The following is a 15,004-nucleotide window of genomic DNA, read 5'->3' on the forward strand; positions in this document are numbered from 1 at the left end:
AGAGGCTGCTGATGCAGCCTTTTTTCATAAATCCAGTTATGTATAGGTTTTCACTTTCACCTTACACGAGGACATGGTCAAAGCACTTATAGGAGTGAATATTACATTATGAAATGGTTCGTAGGTCTGGGGAATCCAGGAACGCAATATCAGAATACGCGGCACAATGTCGGGTTCATGGCAATCGATGAGCTCGCGAAACGCTGGGGTATCAGTGTCACACAGAGCAAATGCAAGGCACTTGTTGGGGAAGGCAACGTTGGCGGCACGAAGGTTGTGCTTATGAAGCCAATGACGTATATGAATCTCTCGGGCGAATCCATTCGTGCCTTTATGGATTACTATAAAGTCGCGCTGGAAGACCTCGTCGTCATCTATGACGACCTCGACACCGAAATCGGCCGCATCCGTCTGCGTTATCAGGGCAGCCCAGGCGGCCACAATGGCATCAAGTCGATTATTCAGCATGTCGGCACGCAGCAGTTCAACCGAATCCGTATGGGGATCACGCGCCCGCAACCGGGCGGCAACATCGCTGATTACGTCCTAGCGAATTTCCCTAAGGCAGAGCAGGACAAGCTGTCCACGATGATCAGCCAAACCTGTGACGCGGCCGAATTTGCGCTCAAAGCAACGTTCGAGCAGACCATGGCTAAGTTTAATGTCTAAGTCATAGAAGTACGTCCTCATTGCACACAAACGCGCCTAGCCCGGCACGCGCCTCTGCGTTTAGACTTAGCTATTCGGTTTTCTCACTAAGGCGAAAGCTGAGAGCGCTTGCCCTGGTACCAATCGTCCACTCGGGCTGACCACCTCCCGCATAAGCTGTCTACGGTATAAGAACCGAAAGGAGTGAGAGCGGTGGTTAGATTGGTGAACCCTCCGTTTACTTTGCCGGGCGGCACTGTTGTAAAAGTAAGGCGTCCGTCGTTGACCGCGAGTACGAGTCCTACGTTAAACCGTCTTACGGTTGTATGGGTGCAGAATAACGGCGTACCGTTTCGGACGACCAACTTCTTCGCTGAATTGATCCGTAACGGCAGAGTTGTGTCCCAAGCGGTATTCGATCCGTTCGGCGTTGTCGTGTTCAACAATATCGGAACGCTGACTCAAGTCAGCTACCAGCTGCGCACCTTCAACCCGTCAGGCATTCTGCAGCGGGTACGGACGATTCCGGCAGGCGTCCAAGCGTTTGCACTCATCGGTTAATAAGAAAAAGTCTGCATCCGCCATTCCAATGGCTAGATGCAGACTTTTTTTGTGCCTTACCGATAAAGCTCTTAGATCCCACAGGGATCCACCAGCAGGAGCCCCACCGTAGAGCGTGTCCCACAGGGACGAAAGCGAGCACCAGCACGCAGCAACTCAGGGGCGTCGAATCGTAGGCATACGTGAGAACGTTTCCAGTCACAGCAGAACGTGCCACCACGCCTCCACCGTATCTAGGTGAGTCCTTCGGGTGTCCAGAGGGCAGAGCCCTTGGGGCCTCCTTTACGAGGGGAGGGTTTGGGTGGGGTGGGCTCCCGAGGGTTTGGGTGGGAAGCGAGTCCCGCAGGGACAAACGGGTTAAATAGGGCGGAGCCCTATCTAAAAGCCGTCCCGCAGGGACAATCAAGCCGGTCGCAGACCAATCGTTATAACGATTAAATTTGGGACATACTAACGTGTATAACAATTGGTCAGGAGGCATACATATGGCTGTGAACTACATTTGCCCACATTGCCGCTCTACGGTAGGAACGATTAATAACGCATCGGTAACGGAGCAGCAGCTCGGTTTCCATTTCTTGACCCCCGAGGAGCGCAGCGATATAATAGCGTATAACCCAAACGGGGACGTCATTGTTAACGTGGTGTGTGATTATTGCCGCGAAGCAATTGAAGCGAACCCTGAGCTGGTGCTTATACCAAATCCGCTTCAATAGCTTTGGAATACAAGCGACAGCCTTAGCCTAGGCATCGGGATGGCTGAGGCTTCTTTGTGTGTTTACCACCTGCCTCTATACGCGATATCGATAGAGGTTTTTTTCATCGTCAACGGTGCGATCGAATGCGCGCCGCAGAAGGAAGGTGCCGTTTCCATTGAAAGCGTTAATTAAGGCTTTTGCCGCAGATGCCGACTATCAGACCGTCCTGTCGGGTGTTACAGCGGGCATGCGGGAGCAGCTTATATCGGGCTTAGCGGGCTCTTCCCGCCAAGTGCTCATGTCTGCGCTGCGTACCGATTTGGATCGGCCAATGTTGGTCGTCACCCATAATATGTTCGCAGCTCAGAAAATCGTAGAAGATTTGCAGGAACTGCTGCCCCAGGGCGATGTTCTTCTTTATCCCGCCAACGAATTGGTGGCCGCCGAATCCGCTGTCTCGAGTCCCGAGACGCTGGCACAGCGTATCGATGCGCTGATCAGGCTGTCCCAAGGGTATCGCGGGATTGTCGTCGTGCCGTTCAGCGGCGTACGACGCTATTTGCCTGTCAAAGGCATTATGGCAGAGGCCCAAATCTCGCTGAAGGTTGGCGATACGCTGCCGATCGATACGTTCCTCCGCCGCATGACCGGAATCGGCTATGAGCGGGTGGATCGCGTAGAATCAAAAGGCGAGATGAGCGTACGCGGCGGTATTGTCGACTTCTATCCGCTGACATCGTCCGTGGCGTGCCGTGTGGAATGGTTCGACGACGAAATCGATTCGATCCGAACGTTTGATCCGGCGGATCAGCGGTCGCTCGATAAGCTGGAGTCGTTCGTCGTAACGCCATGCCGTGAGCTTCCAGCAGACGAGCGCAGGTTTAAGAACGCAGCGCAGCAAGCTGTGGGCTTGCTTGATAAGCAGCTCGAACGAATGACCGATCGTACGGCGAAGGAGCGTTTGCGCGCCGAGATTGGCAGTGAGATCGAGAAGCTGAAGGAAGAGCAGTATTTTAGCGAAATGTATAAGTATGTCTCGCTGCTCTATCCAGAGCGCCACACCTTGCTTGACTATATTCCATCGGATACGCTGCTTATTATGGATGAGCCGCTGCGTCTCATTGAGACTGCACGGCAGCTGGAGCGGGACGAAGCAGAGTGGGCAACCCATCTGCTGTCGCATGGCAAGTCGCTTCCCGGCCTTCCGCTCGCACGCGAAAATGATGAAATTTTGCACCACCGCGCTTATCAGACGGTGTTCTTGTCGTTGTTCCTGCGCCAAATTCCACATACGCAGCCGCAGAACATCTTGAACTTCATGTGCCGTGCGACGCAAAACTTCCACGGGCAGATGAACGTGCTGAAGGCAGAGATGGATCGCTGGAAGAAGGCTGGAGCCACCGTTATGATGCTGGCAGGCAGCGCAGAGCGTATGGACCGTATGCGCCGGGTGCTGCAGGATTACAATATTGAGCCGCCGATGCTGTTAGAGGGCAATATGCAGGCTGGGTTTGAGCTGCCTTCCATTCATCTGGTCGTCATAACAGAGGGCGAAATGTTCTCGCAGAAGCAGCGGAAAGCGACGCGTGTCGATAAGAAGATCGACAACGCAGAGCGGATTAAGAGCTATACCGAGCTGAAGGTCGGCGACTACGTCGTTCACCAGAACCATGGTATTGGCAAATACCTTGGCATCGGCACGCTTGTTATTGGCGGCATTCATAAAGATTATATGCATGTCATGTATGCAGGCGGCGATAAGCTGTCCATCCCGATCGAACAGATTGATATGATTCAGAAGTATGTTGGCGCGGAGGACAAGGAGCCGAAGATTTATAAGCTTGGCGGCAACGAGTGGAACAAAGTTAAGACGAAGGTTCGTTCATCCGTCAAAGATATTGCGGATGAGCTTATTAAGCTGTACGCCGACCGTCAATCGAGCCCTGGATTTGCTTTTGCGCCAGATACGCCTTATCAGCAAGAATTCGAGGCGATGTTCCCCTACGATGAAACGCGGGATCAGCTTCGTGCAATAGACGAAATAAAGAAAGACATGGAGATGACGCGTCCGATGGACCGTCTCTTATGCGGCGACGTTGGCTATGGCAAAACCGAGGTAGCGGTAAGAGCAGCGTTCAAATCGGCTATAGAAGGCAAGCAAGTGGCAATACTGGTACCAACGACCATTCTCGCACAGCAGCATTACGAGACGTTCCGTGAGCGATTCTCCGGCTATCCGTTCAAGGTGCAGGTACTGTCTCGGTTCCGTTCCCGCAAGGAGCAGACGGAGACGATGAAAGGCATCAAGGCGGGTACGGTAGACATTATTATCGGTACGCATCGCCTGCTGTCGCAGGATATCGTGTTCAAAGATCTTGGCCTGCTCATCGTTGACGAAGAGCAGCGTTTCGGCGTCTCTCATAAAGAGAAATTGAAGCGGTTGAAGACGAATGTTGATGTACTGACGCTGACGGCCACGCCAATTCCGCGTACGCTGCATATGTCGATGCTTGGTGTCCGCGACCTGTCGGTTATCGAGACGCCGCCGGAGAACCGTTTCCCAGTTCAGACCTACGTGCTTGAATATAGTGCTTCTCTTGTTAGAGAAGCGGTCGAACGTGAATTAGCGCGCGGCGGACAGGTATACTATCTGTACAACCGCGTACAGGGCATTCACCAGATGGCTGACCAGATTAAAGCGCTTGTACCGGATGCAAGAGTAGCGGTCGGTCACGGCCAGATGTCGGAGCAGGAGCTGGAGAAGACGATTCTCGACTTCCTCGACGGCGAATCTGACGTGCTGGTCAGTACGAGCATTATCGAGACAGGCGTAGATATTCCGAACGTGAATACACTCATCGTTCATGATGCGGACAAGATGGGGCTATCGCAGCTGTATCAGCTTCGCGGCAGGGTTGGCCGATCCAATCGGATCGCGTATGCTTACTTCACGTATCAGCGGGACAAGGTACTGACAGAGGTTGCGGAGAAAAGGCTGCAGTCAATCAAGGAGTTTACGGAGCTTGGCTCCGGCTTCAAAATCGCAATGCGTGACCTTGCCATCCGCGGAGCAGGCAACTTGCTCGGGGCGGAGCAGCATGGCTTCATCGCCTCGGTTGGCTTTGACCTGTACTCGCAGATGCTTGCCGATGAGGTAGCTGCTCGCAAGTCGCAGCTTGAAGGAACGGCGCAGGTGGTGGAACGCAAGGTGTCGACGGTTATCGACGTCAGCATCGATGCTTACCTGCCGTCGGATTATATTTATGACAGCATTCAGAAGATCGAGATTTACAAGAAGGTGGCCAGCATCCGCTCCATTGCAGAGGCAGAGGATCTTGGCGAAGAGCTCGTCGACCGCTTCGGCGATCTGCCGGCTGCGGTAGAGAATCTGCTTGCTGTAGCCCGTCTGAAAACATATGGCGGCGATTATGGCATCGAGCAAATTTCGCAGAAAGCGGACGACTGGACGCTGAAGCTTGCCGAGGTCGGCCGATTCGACAAGAAGAAGCTTGACCAGCTATGCCTCAAATTCGAGAACCGATTCAAGCTGTTCGACGATGCGAGCGCTGGCGGTCAGCCGTATATTTTGCTTCGTGGCAAAGGGCTGACGCAGGAGCAGAAGCTTGAGCTGCTGGAGAAATTTCTTGAAGCTTGTAAGGATGCGTTAAAATCGAAGGGAGCACTCCAAGATGTTGCACAATAAACAGCGCAGCCTCACTGGCAAACGCGGCTTGTCCGCTATGCTGGTGCTGCTGCTGTCGCTTGCGGTCGTTATGTCCGCCTGCGGCAAGAAGACAGTAGACGTTACAAAAGCACCTGCTTCTGATCAGGGCACAGTAGTTGCAGAGTACAAGGACGGTAAGGTTACGGATAAAGAATTCGATCGCTACATCAGCTTCTTCTCGATCGTGAATTCTTCGGCGGAAGCCTACCTGGCGGTGGAAGGCGTGAAGGAACAGTTCCTGCGCGAATATATTGGCTACAAGATTCTCTACAGCCGTGCGGATGACAAGGCAAAAGAGGCAGCAGCGGACGATGTGGAGACCTTCGTGAAGCAGTTTGAAGACGCTGCTAAGAGCGACACGGATATGAAGGCGAAGATGGATAAATCCGGTCTGACGAACGATGACGCAGAATGGTTCTACCGAATGATCATTACGGTTATGGATCACTCCGAGCAAAGCGTGAAGGACGAGGAAATTAAGGCAGTCTATGATAAGACGCCAACGGATTTCAATAACGTCACGCTTCGCCATATTCTGATCGGCTTTACGGACCCTTCCACTGGCGAAGAGAAGATGAAGAAGGAAGACGCCCTGAAGAAAGCGAAAGAAGTGAAAGCTGAGCTGGAGAAGGGCGGCGATTGGACCGAGCTTGCCAAGAAGTATTCAGATGACGAGGGTTCCAAGGACAATGGCGGTCTCTATGAAGACCAAGAGCCGCGTGTCTGGGTAGAGGCATTCAAGAATGCAGCTAATACGCAGGAGGTCGGCAAAATCGGCGATCCTGTCGAGACGGAGTACGGCTACCACGTCATCAAGGTGGAGAAGCGGGAAACGCGTACTTGGGAACAAGTTCCCGACGCTACGAAGGATGAGCTTCGTCAGTCGATCTCGACGAACAACCTTAATACGTTCATGAGCGATGAGCTGCCGGATCTGATAACGAAGATCGATCTGCCGAAGGAAGATACGACAGATACGACAGGCGGGTCCACGGACACGAACAAGGACAGCGGACAAGCTGACACGGGTACAGATACGGGTACAGATACGGGTACAGATACAGGCACTTCGACGGACACGAACGCAGAAAAGAAAGAAGAAAGCAGCACGAAATAATGAATCAGAGGCTGTGTCAAAAGTCTTTTTTATATAATTGTACTGTCCCCCGCCGGATAGACAGTACGAAAAATAAAAAATCAGTTAAGCGACCTTTGTCTTGAATTTCATGGGACGGAGGTCGTTTAATTTTGCCTGCAATGTGTAGTTATCTATATCCAGTTTGAGTTCATTTCACATTTCGGAATTCGAGAGGGTTTTTGGAATGGCCTAATATATATGAGATATTGTATTATCATGTAGATCCACTAGGCTTCCGCCCGTCAGATGCTCGTTCTCGTACTCCAGCTTCTTCATGGTGAGCTTACGGCGCTCCTCCTCGGTTAACCATCAAATGCCTTGTGCGTCCTCTGCCCCCCTTTTTTCAAAGTGCTCAATATAACATCGATACACATATATGGAATTTGTATGAAAATAAGTAATTATATGATATAATTCTATGTCAGGAGAGATTTGTTATTTGATGATTGGTGTTTTCAATATATTAATCTCTCTCGGTCGAGATTTAAGGAGGGGGCGACTTGGTAGCGAGAGTCCCTAATGGCCAAGAAACAGTTGATCCCCTACCTGGTTAATCTGCCGTAATATACATAAGGAGGGAGTTCATATTTCGGTAATAGCGGACAAGCAGATTAGATTGGGACAACAATTTTATCTGGATGTAGAGCGTCAATCGTTAACGGTGAGGGGAAATAACTCGTCATTATCTCGTCTTGAGTTCAGACTCCTGAATCTACTTGTTGTGAGACAGAACAGAGTCGTTAAATTCGATGAGTTGATTTCGCATACGTGGGGTAACCTGGGGGGGATGGACAGGCAGGGCCTCTATGTATTTATCAGCCGGCTTAGGAATAAAATTGAATATATTTCGGAGGACGGTCCGCGTATCATCTGCATTAGAGATCTAGGTTATCTGCTGCGGATTCATCTTGATTGATGCTGGAATGGCTGAGGAGTCTGCCCGCGCACGAGCAACTTATAAATGCGGTATCTTTCCGCGTCATCTTCCTATGCTGGTGGTTACAGAATAGAAGCTAGACTGAAATTTAATTTTTGTAATAAATGGGTATTTTTTGTATGCTGCCGGAGTGTGGCCTCCGTGTTGAACATAAGGGGATATGTCTTGTCTTTTGTCTTAATAGTCGGGTCAGAACTGGCGGTTGGTCTGAGAACATGTAACAAGATCAACTAATTCCTGCACTCGTTGTGCCCCGCATCGTATAAGACGGATAGCAGTATCGCATCTCTGCGGCCTTGGACGTTGCAGATCGGGCTGTTCTAAAGCGGGCAAGATGAATCGCTGCTGGTTTCGTTTAGAATCGCCGTTGTTCAGTCCCATCTCAAAGGGGATGGACATGGTTGAACTGGAACCCACATCCGCATGTCCGGATCTGTGAGTAGGCCTATGCGTATGCGCATAGGCCTACTCGATTTTTATCGGAACTTGGAGTGTCGAAAAGATAAATAATCTGTAAGTGTTTCGACATGTAAAATTTGATATATTATGGTTAATAAATACATACAGGTCGGGTGATAATCATGTACTACTCCATTCCAAAAGATACCTTAGCATCAAGAGACCAGGGCGAATTTGTGCTAATGAACATGGAGACAGGGAAATTCTACGGGCTTGATAGTACCGGTTCGGAAATATGGGCTCTTCTGGAGGAAGGAATGTCGATTTCAGCCATTTCCGATCAATTATGTATCCGTTACCCGCAAGTATCTCAGGAAAGAGCCCTTGCAGATATTAGCGGCTTAATTAACCAACTTCTGCAGGCCAAACTGATTCAGGAGAAGCCGAGATGAGAAATATTCAGGCGCTACACGTCTTAACCGCATTAATCAGTTTCCATATGCAACTTCGGTTATTTGGATTTCAACGGCTGTTTAAAACTTACATTCAAAAGTACGAGATTCGCGAAGAACGCACCTCAATTACCGAAGATGAAATTCAACAGATTGAGGATTGGATGGCTCTAATCGATAGAACCTGCACGAGTGTCCCATTTGACGCGCAATGTATGCACCGATCATTCTTGGCCTACCGCTTCGTTCGTTCCAGATTTCGGGTTCCGGTTAATTTGGTTATTGGTGTACGTAAGTTTCCTTTTTACGCGCACGCTTGGTTGATGCTGAGGGGGAAAAACTTCAATGAACCACCTGATTTTACGGACACGCTGTCTATCATATTGGATTCCGGGAAGGTGGAGGAGACAAGTTGATCTGGTTTTTATGTAAGATTGCGCATGGCGACAAGGACGGCGAAAGCATAACTGGAATGCATGCCCGATTCAAGGAGCATCTGTCGGAGCATCATCCGTATCAGGTCGAAATTGAGGTCATGACGGAGAGTAATCTGACGTGTGTGATCGGTGCAAGCAAAGAACCTCGAATATTATCGCCAATGAAGCTCGTAGCACATAGCAATCGGTTCTTATTCATAGGAGATATGCGTATTGACAATCGGGCGGAGATATCGGCGTTGCTAGACGGCATAGGCGATCAATTAAGTGATCCTGAGATGTTCTTGATTCTGTATGAGAGGTATGCAGGTGAGGCATTCAGCCATATTGTAGGTGAATTCACCTGTGTGATATGGGAGAAGGATACTAGTAGATTCCATGCTACAAGGGATCATTTAGGAATGCGTACTCTATTTTGGATTGAGAATCAAGGGACCACTTGGATCGCGAGCGATATTTTTCTGCTGCAGGATCAATTCTCAATGGAACAGATCAACGATAATTATTTTCACTCTTTTTATATGGAGAATGGATGTGTTGACTCCGTTGTTACCCCTTATCAAGGCGTTAATCGTGTGCCAAGTGGTCATTTACTCGGTAACGACGGTGGTTCTCTGGCATTATTTCAATACTGGGATCTAACCGATCTGCGGGGAGAAATTCATTATTCTTCAAACACCGACTACCAGGAACAATTCAGAGAGCTTTTCATGCAGGCAGTAGAGAACAGACTGTCGACTCAAGGAACAACAGCTGTGCTGATGAGCGGAGGACTAGATTCCACGAGCGTATTCGCCCTATCCAAAAGGCTGGAAATGCAAGGGCACCCTGCTCAAACGATTGCGATAAGTGGGGTGTTCAACGAGTTCTCCGAATGTGACGAGCGTTCGTATATTCGACCGCTGTTGAATAAATACAATGCTGCGACCAATGAATTTCCGTGCGATGGTCTTACCGTCTTCAAAGAATTCCCTGATGATTCACCGTGGACATTCGAGCCTCACGTTCCGGCAACTTCGTACGGGTTCACAAGCGGCCTCTTAGGTTACGCCAAAGAGCTGGGCGCCTCAAGAGTTTTGACCGGCTGTGCCGGAGACCATGTGCTAACCGGGACACCCGGGATGATCGCCGATCTTGTAGGAAATCTATCGATTATGCAGGCTGCATCACATGCCCGTCGGTTTGCAGAGATGACGCGAGGATCTGTGTTCCAAACGATGTGGACGTATGGGATCGCTCCTTTGTTAGGGCGGGGGTTTTACAAGGAGCTGATCGCTGACCGCGATGAAGCATTTATAAGAAAGTTGGGCCGTATCCCGACATTTGCGAAGAAAGATTTCTACAGGCAGTGGTCCGGAACGAGGAACCGTGTCTACATGGATCGGGTAATCGCTCCGCTACAAGGAATCGAGGTCCAGCATCCGTTGATGGATCGGCGGCTCGTAGAGTTCCTCTATCAGATCCCAGGTGAAAAACTATGGAATCATGGTTCACGTAAAGAAATTTTACGCCTTGCCCTTCACGCAGATCTGCCCGAGGAAATATTGACGAGAACAAATAAGACAGTGCACCTACCACTTACGTATCGTGGATTGACCGTTAGTTGGCCGAAGCTTTATCCCGTGTTATCAGTAGGAAGGATTATCCGTTTTGGCTGGATCAGTAAAAAGGAGTGGCTGCATGAGCTTGCCAAATGGCGTCAAGGCTTCGAGTGCCGCGAAAACATATTTCTACTAGTTGCGCTTGAGATCTGGCTTTACAGGCTGGAGCAGCGCTTCACCCAAAATGCTGCGATTTGAGCATTTTGCCGACCCACTCACCACCAATAAAAGGAGGAAAATATAATAATGCAATATACTACACCTACAATGGTTGAATTTGGTCATTCCAACGATCTAATCCAAGGTACCTGCGGATGGGGGACGGAGAACCTCTCCCTAGACAAAACGGGTTATTACAGCTATAGCACGTATAAATGCAACTCTTCACTTAAAGACTGCTATTCCACTTCCGTTTGCGCGAATAGCAATCCTGGCGACGGCTGCAAAGGTCTCGACAGCAACTGTTAATTGTAACGTTCCTGGCCGAACGTTACAGTAAGGCATCTTAATTTTCAAATAAAAACCTATCGTGGTGGGTGGGTCTGCAAAGTGCTTACATTTCGGCAAGGCTGAGGAGTGATGCGAGAATGGTAGTGGTACTGATTCTGAGCATTGGATTTGGGCTTTTGCTTTATATTATATCATTCCGAAAAGCAAAATTCCAAATTAAGCAATATTATTTACTTTCGGATAAAGAAGTGGTTATTCAGGAGCTTCGTAACTCCTTTACTGGTTACGCCCTATGCCTCGATTTTGTAAGATATGAGACTAGTACCCGGATGATTCAGGAAATAGGAGAGATTATGGAACAAGCATCAATTCCGTTGCTAGTCTTTGATGCGGCAGGCATCGTACTGAAAATTCCGGAGGTTAGGGAACGACTCAAGATTGAATATTTGCCTATACTTGTAAAGGTCCAAGAAGGGGAAGCCGTTACGAAGGGAATATTTCTCCCTCCATTGAGTAGAAGCTGGAGCCATCTGGTCCCTGTAATCAAATAAGCCTTAAATATAGGAGCAGAGCCTATTCTTAAACCTAAAGGAGGGAACAATATGATGCTTGTTATTTCTTGGCTACTTGCTGCAGTTGCTGCAGTAATGTATTTGAAAAGTGGACTTCAAAAGCTGAGAAATCCCTATGCGCTTCAATTGGTGATGAGCGGTTACGTCAGTGTCCCGTTTAGATGGATTCAAACTGCGGCACCTATAATAATTACAAGTGAAATCTTAACGGCGGTCTGGCTCCTAGTTCCCTTCACTCGGCAGGTTGGAGTTTATGCGGGAATCGGACTGCAGTTGCTGTTTATCATTCTTCTAACTAAAAATTTTGGGAAAACAATGGAATACGGCTGTGGGTGCTTTGGACTTAACCAGCCCCAGACTATAGAAGGCAAGCATCTCTATGTAAACGGGATGATTTTGACCGTTTTGATACTGCTTGCCACTTTGATGTAGGGAGGTGTAAGTTGCAATGATTTATTTGGGACTGATGATGACGCTGTCTGTCTGTCTAACCTTGTTTCTATCGGGTGCTGCGAAAGTATTCGATCTCCGGAGCTCTGGGCGGTCCGCTGCATCCATCGGTATCCTTCCCAATAGTTTGGGGAGGTTATTCGGGTATGTGCTTCCCTTTGCAGAAATTATTCTGGCGGCACTGCTATTAACCGACACGCAGATGCGCCTGGCTTTGGTAGCGGCAGCGCTTCTATTCGCCGCTTTCATTACGGCGAATGCGATCGTATTGGTACAGGGCAAGGACATTGCCTGTCACTGCTTTGGTTCTCTACTTAGGGGAACGATGGGTTGGGGCGGCCTACTACACAGTGTAATAATGATGATCTGTTGTACAGTCGGTTATTTGTGGCCCGGTTTTTCCGTTTCGGATCTCCTAAGTGATCCTGGTATTGACCACATGATAATGATAGGCGTGCCTGCGGTCGGGATATTTTTGATGGGGATGATATCAAGGGAAATTCTATTCTATCGGTGATGAGGTGTAACGACAATGTCTATGCTTCAGGCAAGCGTTACGGCGCTATGGTTTGTAGTTTCGTTATCAGTCATGATGCAAATTATCGTGCTGCGGCAGACCAGACGGCTTGCGCCGGACAATAATGGCATTCCTCCGGGGAACCGTTTTCCGGATATTGTGTTGGAGTCTCTAACAGGCAAGCAGAATTTGACTTATGAGGACATCATGGGAGGGGGGAATTCCCTCATGTTCTGTTTTGTACATTCCTCTTGCAAATTTTGCAGAGAAATTGCCCCACATTTGGAACGTGTTTCTCATGCCTACGGCGCTTTTCGCCCGATCCTTCTCAGCTTTGACGACCCCGACCAGATCAGCGTTTTTCTGAGGGAGACCAATGTTAATCTTCCGGTCTACCGTGTTGAGGCCACAACTGTAACGAAAAAGCTGAATTTGAAGCGGTTTCCGTTCGGAATGCTCATTGACCGGGAAGGAATCGTCATGCGCAGAGAAGTACTGAAAAAGGAAACGCTCTTATCCTGGTTAGTGGATATCCCCAAATATGTTGAGTCGATGGATGGGCAGGGGCGGGGGGCATCATGATGCATGAGGATATACTTTCCACCGGGAAGAGAATTAGCTACTACCATCGGCTGCTTCGGTTGATGTTCCGTCTTCATCCGGTCATCTCTGTCATCTGGTGTCTGATGATCTTGATTCCTTCGATATTTCCTCTGCTGCAGGTGTGGTTGAATAAAACCGCTATTGACCGGATCAGTGAGTTGACCGGCAACAGCCTCATACTCAATCAGGTGCTGTTCATTGTAGCGGCACTCTATTTGTGTAATGTGGCTGTTGTGGTTGTGGGCAGTATAACGAACTATTTTTATACCATTCTAAAGGAAGATGTCGGTTATCAACTAAAGGTTGAAATTGCAAGAAAGGCATTGTCGATCCCTTTTTCCGGCTTTGAAGACTCTAAGCTCTACGACAGGATGCAGCTTGCTCAATCTGCTGTGGCCAAGAATATTTTGGATGCGATAAAAAGTGTCATGCAGGCGGTCTCACTAACAATTACCCTGCTCGGCATGATTGGGATCCTGTTCGTGGCACACTGGTCGCTGCCTATCGTTCTTCTTGGTTCAGCATTGCCGGGCATTCTGCTGTTGCTAATTGTCAAAAAAAGACGGGTACAACTGGCTGTGACGACGACACCTCAGGGCAGGGAAATGGAATATACATACAAATTGATGCTGGCACGTGAGACAGCCAAGGAAATTCGTCTCTATCATCTGGGCGAGACGCTCTTATCCCGGTGGGAGCAGATATTTAACCAAGTTCGAAAACTTTTCCTAAAACAAACTGTCAGAGAGTCCCTAAGCGAAACCATCGGCGTAATGATGCTATCGTTAGCGTCGGGCGGTGTTGCTATAGTTCTTGTTTATCAGATCGCTGGAGGGCATTTAACGATAGGCGATTATGTCGCTCTTTCGACCTCAATTATTACCCTACAGGCTGCTTTGGGCAATTTCGGTCAGCATATTAGCGATATATTTGTGATAGGATTACATGTCACCCATTATTATGACTTCATAGACGAAAACCACAACCAGTCTCATGCTGAAGAGAATTTGTTGGTTGACATCAAAGAATGTGACCAAATTTTTGTCAAAAATCTAAATTATTATTATAATGGTAATGATATGGCGGTTCTTGAGAATATCTCGTTTAATGTACGAAATGGTGAGAAGATTGCAATTGTCGGTGAGAACGGGGCCGGCAAGAGCACGTTGGTCAACTGTTTGTTAGGCCTGTACCCGGTGCCAGAGAAAACCATTTACTACGGTAATACTGATCTTCAGCGAATCGATAAGATGGAATTGTGGTCGCAGGTATCAGCAGTATTTCAGGACTTCGTCAAATATCAATATTCGCTTCGTGACAATGTAGGGTTTGGCTGGATTAACCGTCTAGATGATGATGAGTTGATCATGAAAGCGCTAAAAAGCTCTGGGATGGGGCTTCTGAACGAACGTCTTGTGAACGGGCTTGAGTCCACGTTGGGCCGCCTGTTTCAAGATGGTCAGGAATTGTCGGGTGGGCAGTGGCAGCGGATTGCCATCGCCCGGGCCTTCATGCGTCCGGCAAGCCTTCTGCTATTCGATGAACCGACTGCTGCGCTGGACCCCAATGCGGAAATGGACATTTTCAGGCGTTTTCTGGAGCTGTCAAAAGACAAAACGGCAATTATGGTCTCTCACCGACTAGGACCCGCTCGGCTGGCAGACCGTATTCTTGTGCTAAAAAGCGGGAGAATTGTGGAGCAAGGGACCCATCAGGAGCTAATGGAGTTAAGTGGTGAATATGCTTCTATGTTCAACAGTCAGGCGGCCTGGTATCAAGACAATGTTGATTACTCAGTCATTAGGGAGGTTGGATAA

The 15,004-nt window shown here is 48.9% G+C and carries 14 protein-coding genes; all 14 read left to right on the forward strand.

The features are described from left to right. Window positions 1–108 precede the first annotated feature (108 nt). The 14 genes from pth to DFQ01_RS22245 all read left to right on the forward strand — a co-directional run bounded on the left by pth (window position 109) and on the right by DFQ01_RS22245 (window position 15,004). Window positions 109–669: an aminoacyl-tRNA hydrolase gene (pth, locus tag DFQ01_RS22180; RefSeq protein ID WP_110046110.1), complete on the forward strand. Its 561-nt coding sequence runs from the start codon at window positions 109–111 to the stop codon at window positions 667–669. 192 nt (window positions 670–861) lie between these two features. Then, window positions 862–1,209: a hypothetical protein gene (locus tag DFQ01_RS22185; protein WP_245946824.1), complete on the forward strand. Its 348-nt coding sequence runs from the start codon at window positions 862–864 to the stop codon at window positions 1,207–1,209. Window positions 1,210–1,694: 485 nt separating this feature from the next. Then, on the forward strand, window positions 1,695–1,925 hold the full coding sequence (gene fin, locus DFQ01_RS22190; protein WP_110046111.1) for an anti-sigma-F factor Fin: 231 nt from the start codon (window positions 1,695–1,697) through the stop codon (window positions 1,923–1,925). A 157-nt stretch (window positions 1,926–2,082) separates the two neighbouring features. Beyond that, window positions 2,083–5,610, forward strand: coding sequence for a transcription-repair coupling factor (gene mfd / locus DFQ01_RS22195; protein ID WP_110046112.1), 3,528 nt, complete (start codon window positions 2,083–2,085; stop codon window positions 5,608–5,610). Continuing rightward, the gene (locus DFQ01_RS22200; protein WP_110046113.1) at window positions 5,597–6,748 is read left to right on the forward strand and encodes a peptidylprolyl isomerase; all 1,152 of its coding nucleotides are present in this window, start codon (window positions 5,597–5,599) and stop codon (window positions 6,746–6,748) included. Before mfd ends, DFQ01_RS22200 begins: the two co-directional genes overlap by 14 nt. A gap of 682 nt (window positions 6,749–7,430) precedes the next feature. Continuing rightward, complete coding sequence (locus DFQ01_RS32245; RefSeq protein WP_425452432.1) at window positions 7,431–7,685, forward strand: helix-turn-helix domain-containing protein; 255 nt, start codon at window positions 7,431–7,433, stop codon at window positions 7,683–7,685. A 602-nt stretch (window positions 7,686–8,287) separates the two neighbouring features. Next, entirely contained in the window at window positions 8,288–8,557 is a 270-nt protein-coding gene (locus DFQ01_RS22210) for a PqqD family protein (protein WP_110046115.1), read from the forward strand. Then, window positions 8,554–8,973 carry a lasso peptide biosynthesis B2 protein gene (locus DFQ01_RS22215; RefSeq protein ID WP_110046116.1) on the forward strand — a complete coding sequence of 140 codons (420 nt, stop codon included), beginning with the start codon at window positions 8,554–8,556 and terminating at the stop codon, window positions 8,971–8,973. Before DFQ01_RS22210 ends, DFQ01_RS22215 begins: the two co-directional genes overlap by 4 nt. Further along, a complete protein-coding gene (locus tag DFQ01_RS22220) occupies window positions 8,970–10,793 on the forward strand; it encodes an asparagine synthase-related protein (RefSeq protein WP_110046117.1) in 1,824 nt (607 codons plus the stop codon). Before DFQ01_RS22215 ends, DFQ01_RS22220 begins: the two co-directional genes overlap by 4 nt. Window positions 10,794–11,182: 389 nt before the next feature. Further along, entirely contained in the window at window positions 11,183–11,596 is a 414-nt protein-coding gene (locus DFQ01_RS22225) for a hypothetical protein (RefSeq protein WP_110046118.1), read from the forward strand. Window positions 11,597–11,647: 51 nt separating this feature from the next. Next, a complete protein-coding gene (locus tag DFQ01_RS22230) occupies window positions 11,648–12,049 on the forward strand; it encodes a MauE/DoxX family redox-associated membrane protein (protein WP_110046119.1) in 402 nt (133 codons plus the stop codon). Window positions 12,050–12,065: 16 nt separating this feature from the next. Beyond that, window positions 12,066–12,584 carry a MauE/DoxX family redox-associated membrane protein gene (locus DFQ01_RS22235; protein WP_110046120.1) on the forward strand — a complete coding sequence of 173 codons (519 nt, stop codon included), beginning with the start codon at window positions 12,066–12,068 and terminating at the stop codon, window positions 12,582–12,584. A 15-nt stretch (window positions 12,585–12,599) separates the two neighbouring features. Then, on the forward strand, window positions 12,600–13,166 hold the full coding sequence (locus DFQ01_RS22240) for a TlpA family protein disulfide reductase (RefSeq protein WP_110046121.1): 567 nt from the start codon (window positions 12,600–12,602) through the stop codon (window positions 13,164–13,166). Next, complete coding sequence (locus DFQ01_RS22245; RefSeq protein WP_110046122.1) at window positions 13,163–15,004, forward strand: ABC transporter ATP-binding protein; 1,842 nt, start codon at window positions 13,163–13,165, stop codon at window positions 15,002–15,004. Before DFQ01_RS22240 ends, DFQ01_RS22245 begins: the two co-directional genes overlap by 4 nt.

It is taken from the genome of Paenibacillus cellulosilyticus (assembly GCF_003182255.1).
Classification (GTDB): Bacteria; Bacillota; Bacilli; order Paenibacillales; family Paenibacillaceae; genus Paenibacillus_T; species Paenibacillus_T cellulosilyticus.

What these genes read in the sequence shown, in the direction of transcription:
- fin (WP_110046111.1), top strand. Translation starts at nt 1,695, where the DNA reads ATGGCTGTGAACTACATTTGCCCACATTGCCGCTCTACGGTAGGAACG.
- DFQ01_RS22230 (WP_110046119.1), top strand. Translation starts at nt 11,648, where the DNA reads ATGATGCTTGTTATTTCTTGGCTACTTGCTGCAGTTGCTGCAGTAATG.
- DFQ01_RS22225 (WP_110046118.1), top strand. Translation starts at nt 11,183, where the DNA reads ATGGTAGTGGTACTGATTCTGAGCATTGGATTTGGGCTTTTGCTTTAT.
- DFQ01_RS22245 (WP_110046122.1), top strand. Translation starts at nt 13,163, where the DNA reads ATGATGCATGAGGATATACTTTCCACCGGGAAGAGAATTAGCTACTAC.
- DFQ01_RS22240 (WP_110046121.1), top strand. Translation starts at nt 12,600, where the DNA reads ATGTCTATGCTTCAGGCAAGCGTTACGGCGCTATGGTTTGTAGTTTCG.
- DFQ01_RS22215 (WP_110046116.1), top strand. Translation starts at nt 8,554, where the DNA reads ATGAGAAATATTCAGGCGCTACACGTCTTAACCGCATTAATCAGTTTC.
- DFQ01_RS22200 (WP_110046113.1), top strand. Translation starts at nt 5,597, where the DNA reads ATGTTGCACAATAAACAGCGCAGCCTCACTGGCAAACGCGGCTTGTCC.
- DFQ01_RS22235 (WP_110046120.1), top strand. Translation starts at nt 12,066, where the DNA reads ATGATTTATTTGGGACTGATGATGACGCTGTCTGTCTGTCTAACCTTG.
- DFQ01_RS22210 (WP_110046115.1), top strand. Translation starts at nt 8,288, where the DNA reads ATGTACTACTCCATTCCAAAAGATACCTTAGCATCAAGAGACCAGGGC.
- pth (WP_110046110.1), top strand. Translation starts at nt 109, where the DNA reads ATGAAATGGTTCGTAGGTCTGGGGAATCCAGGAACGCAATATCAGAAT.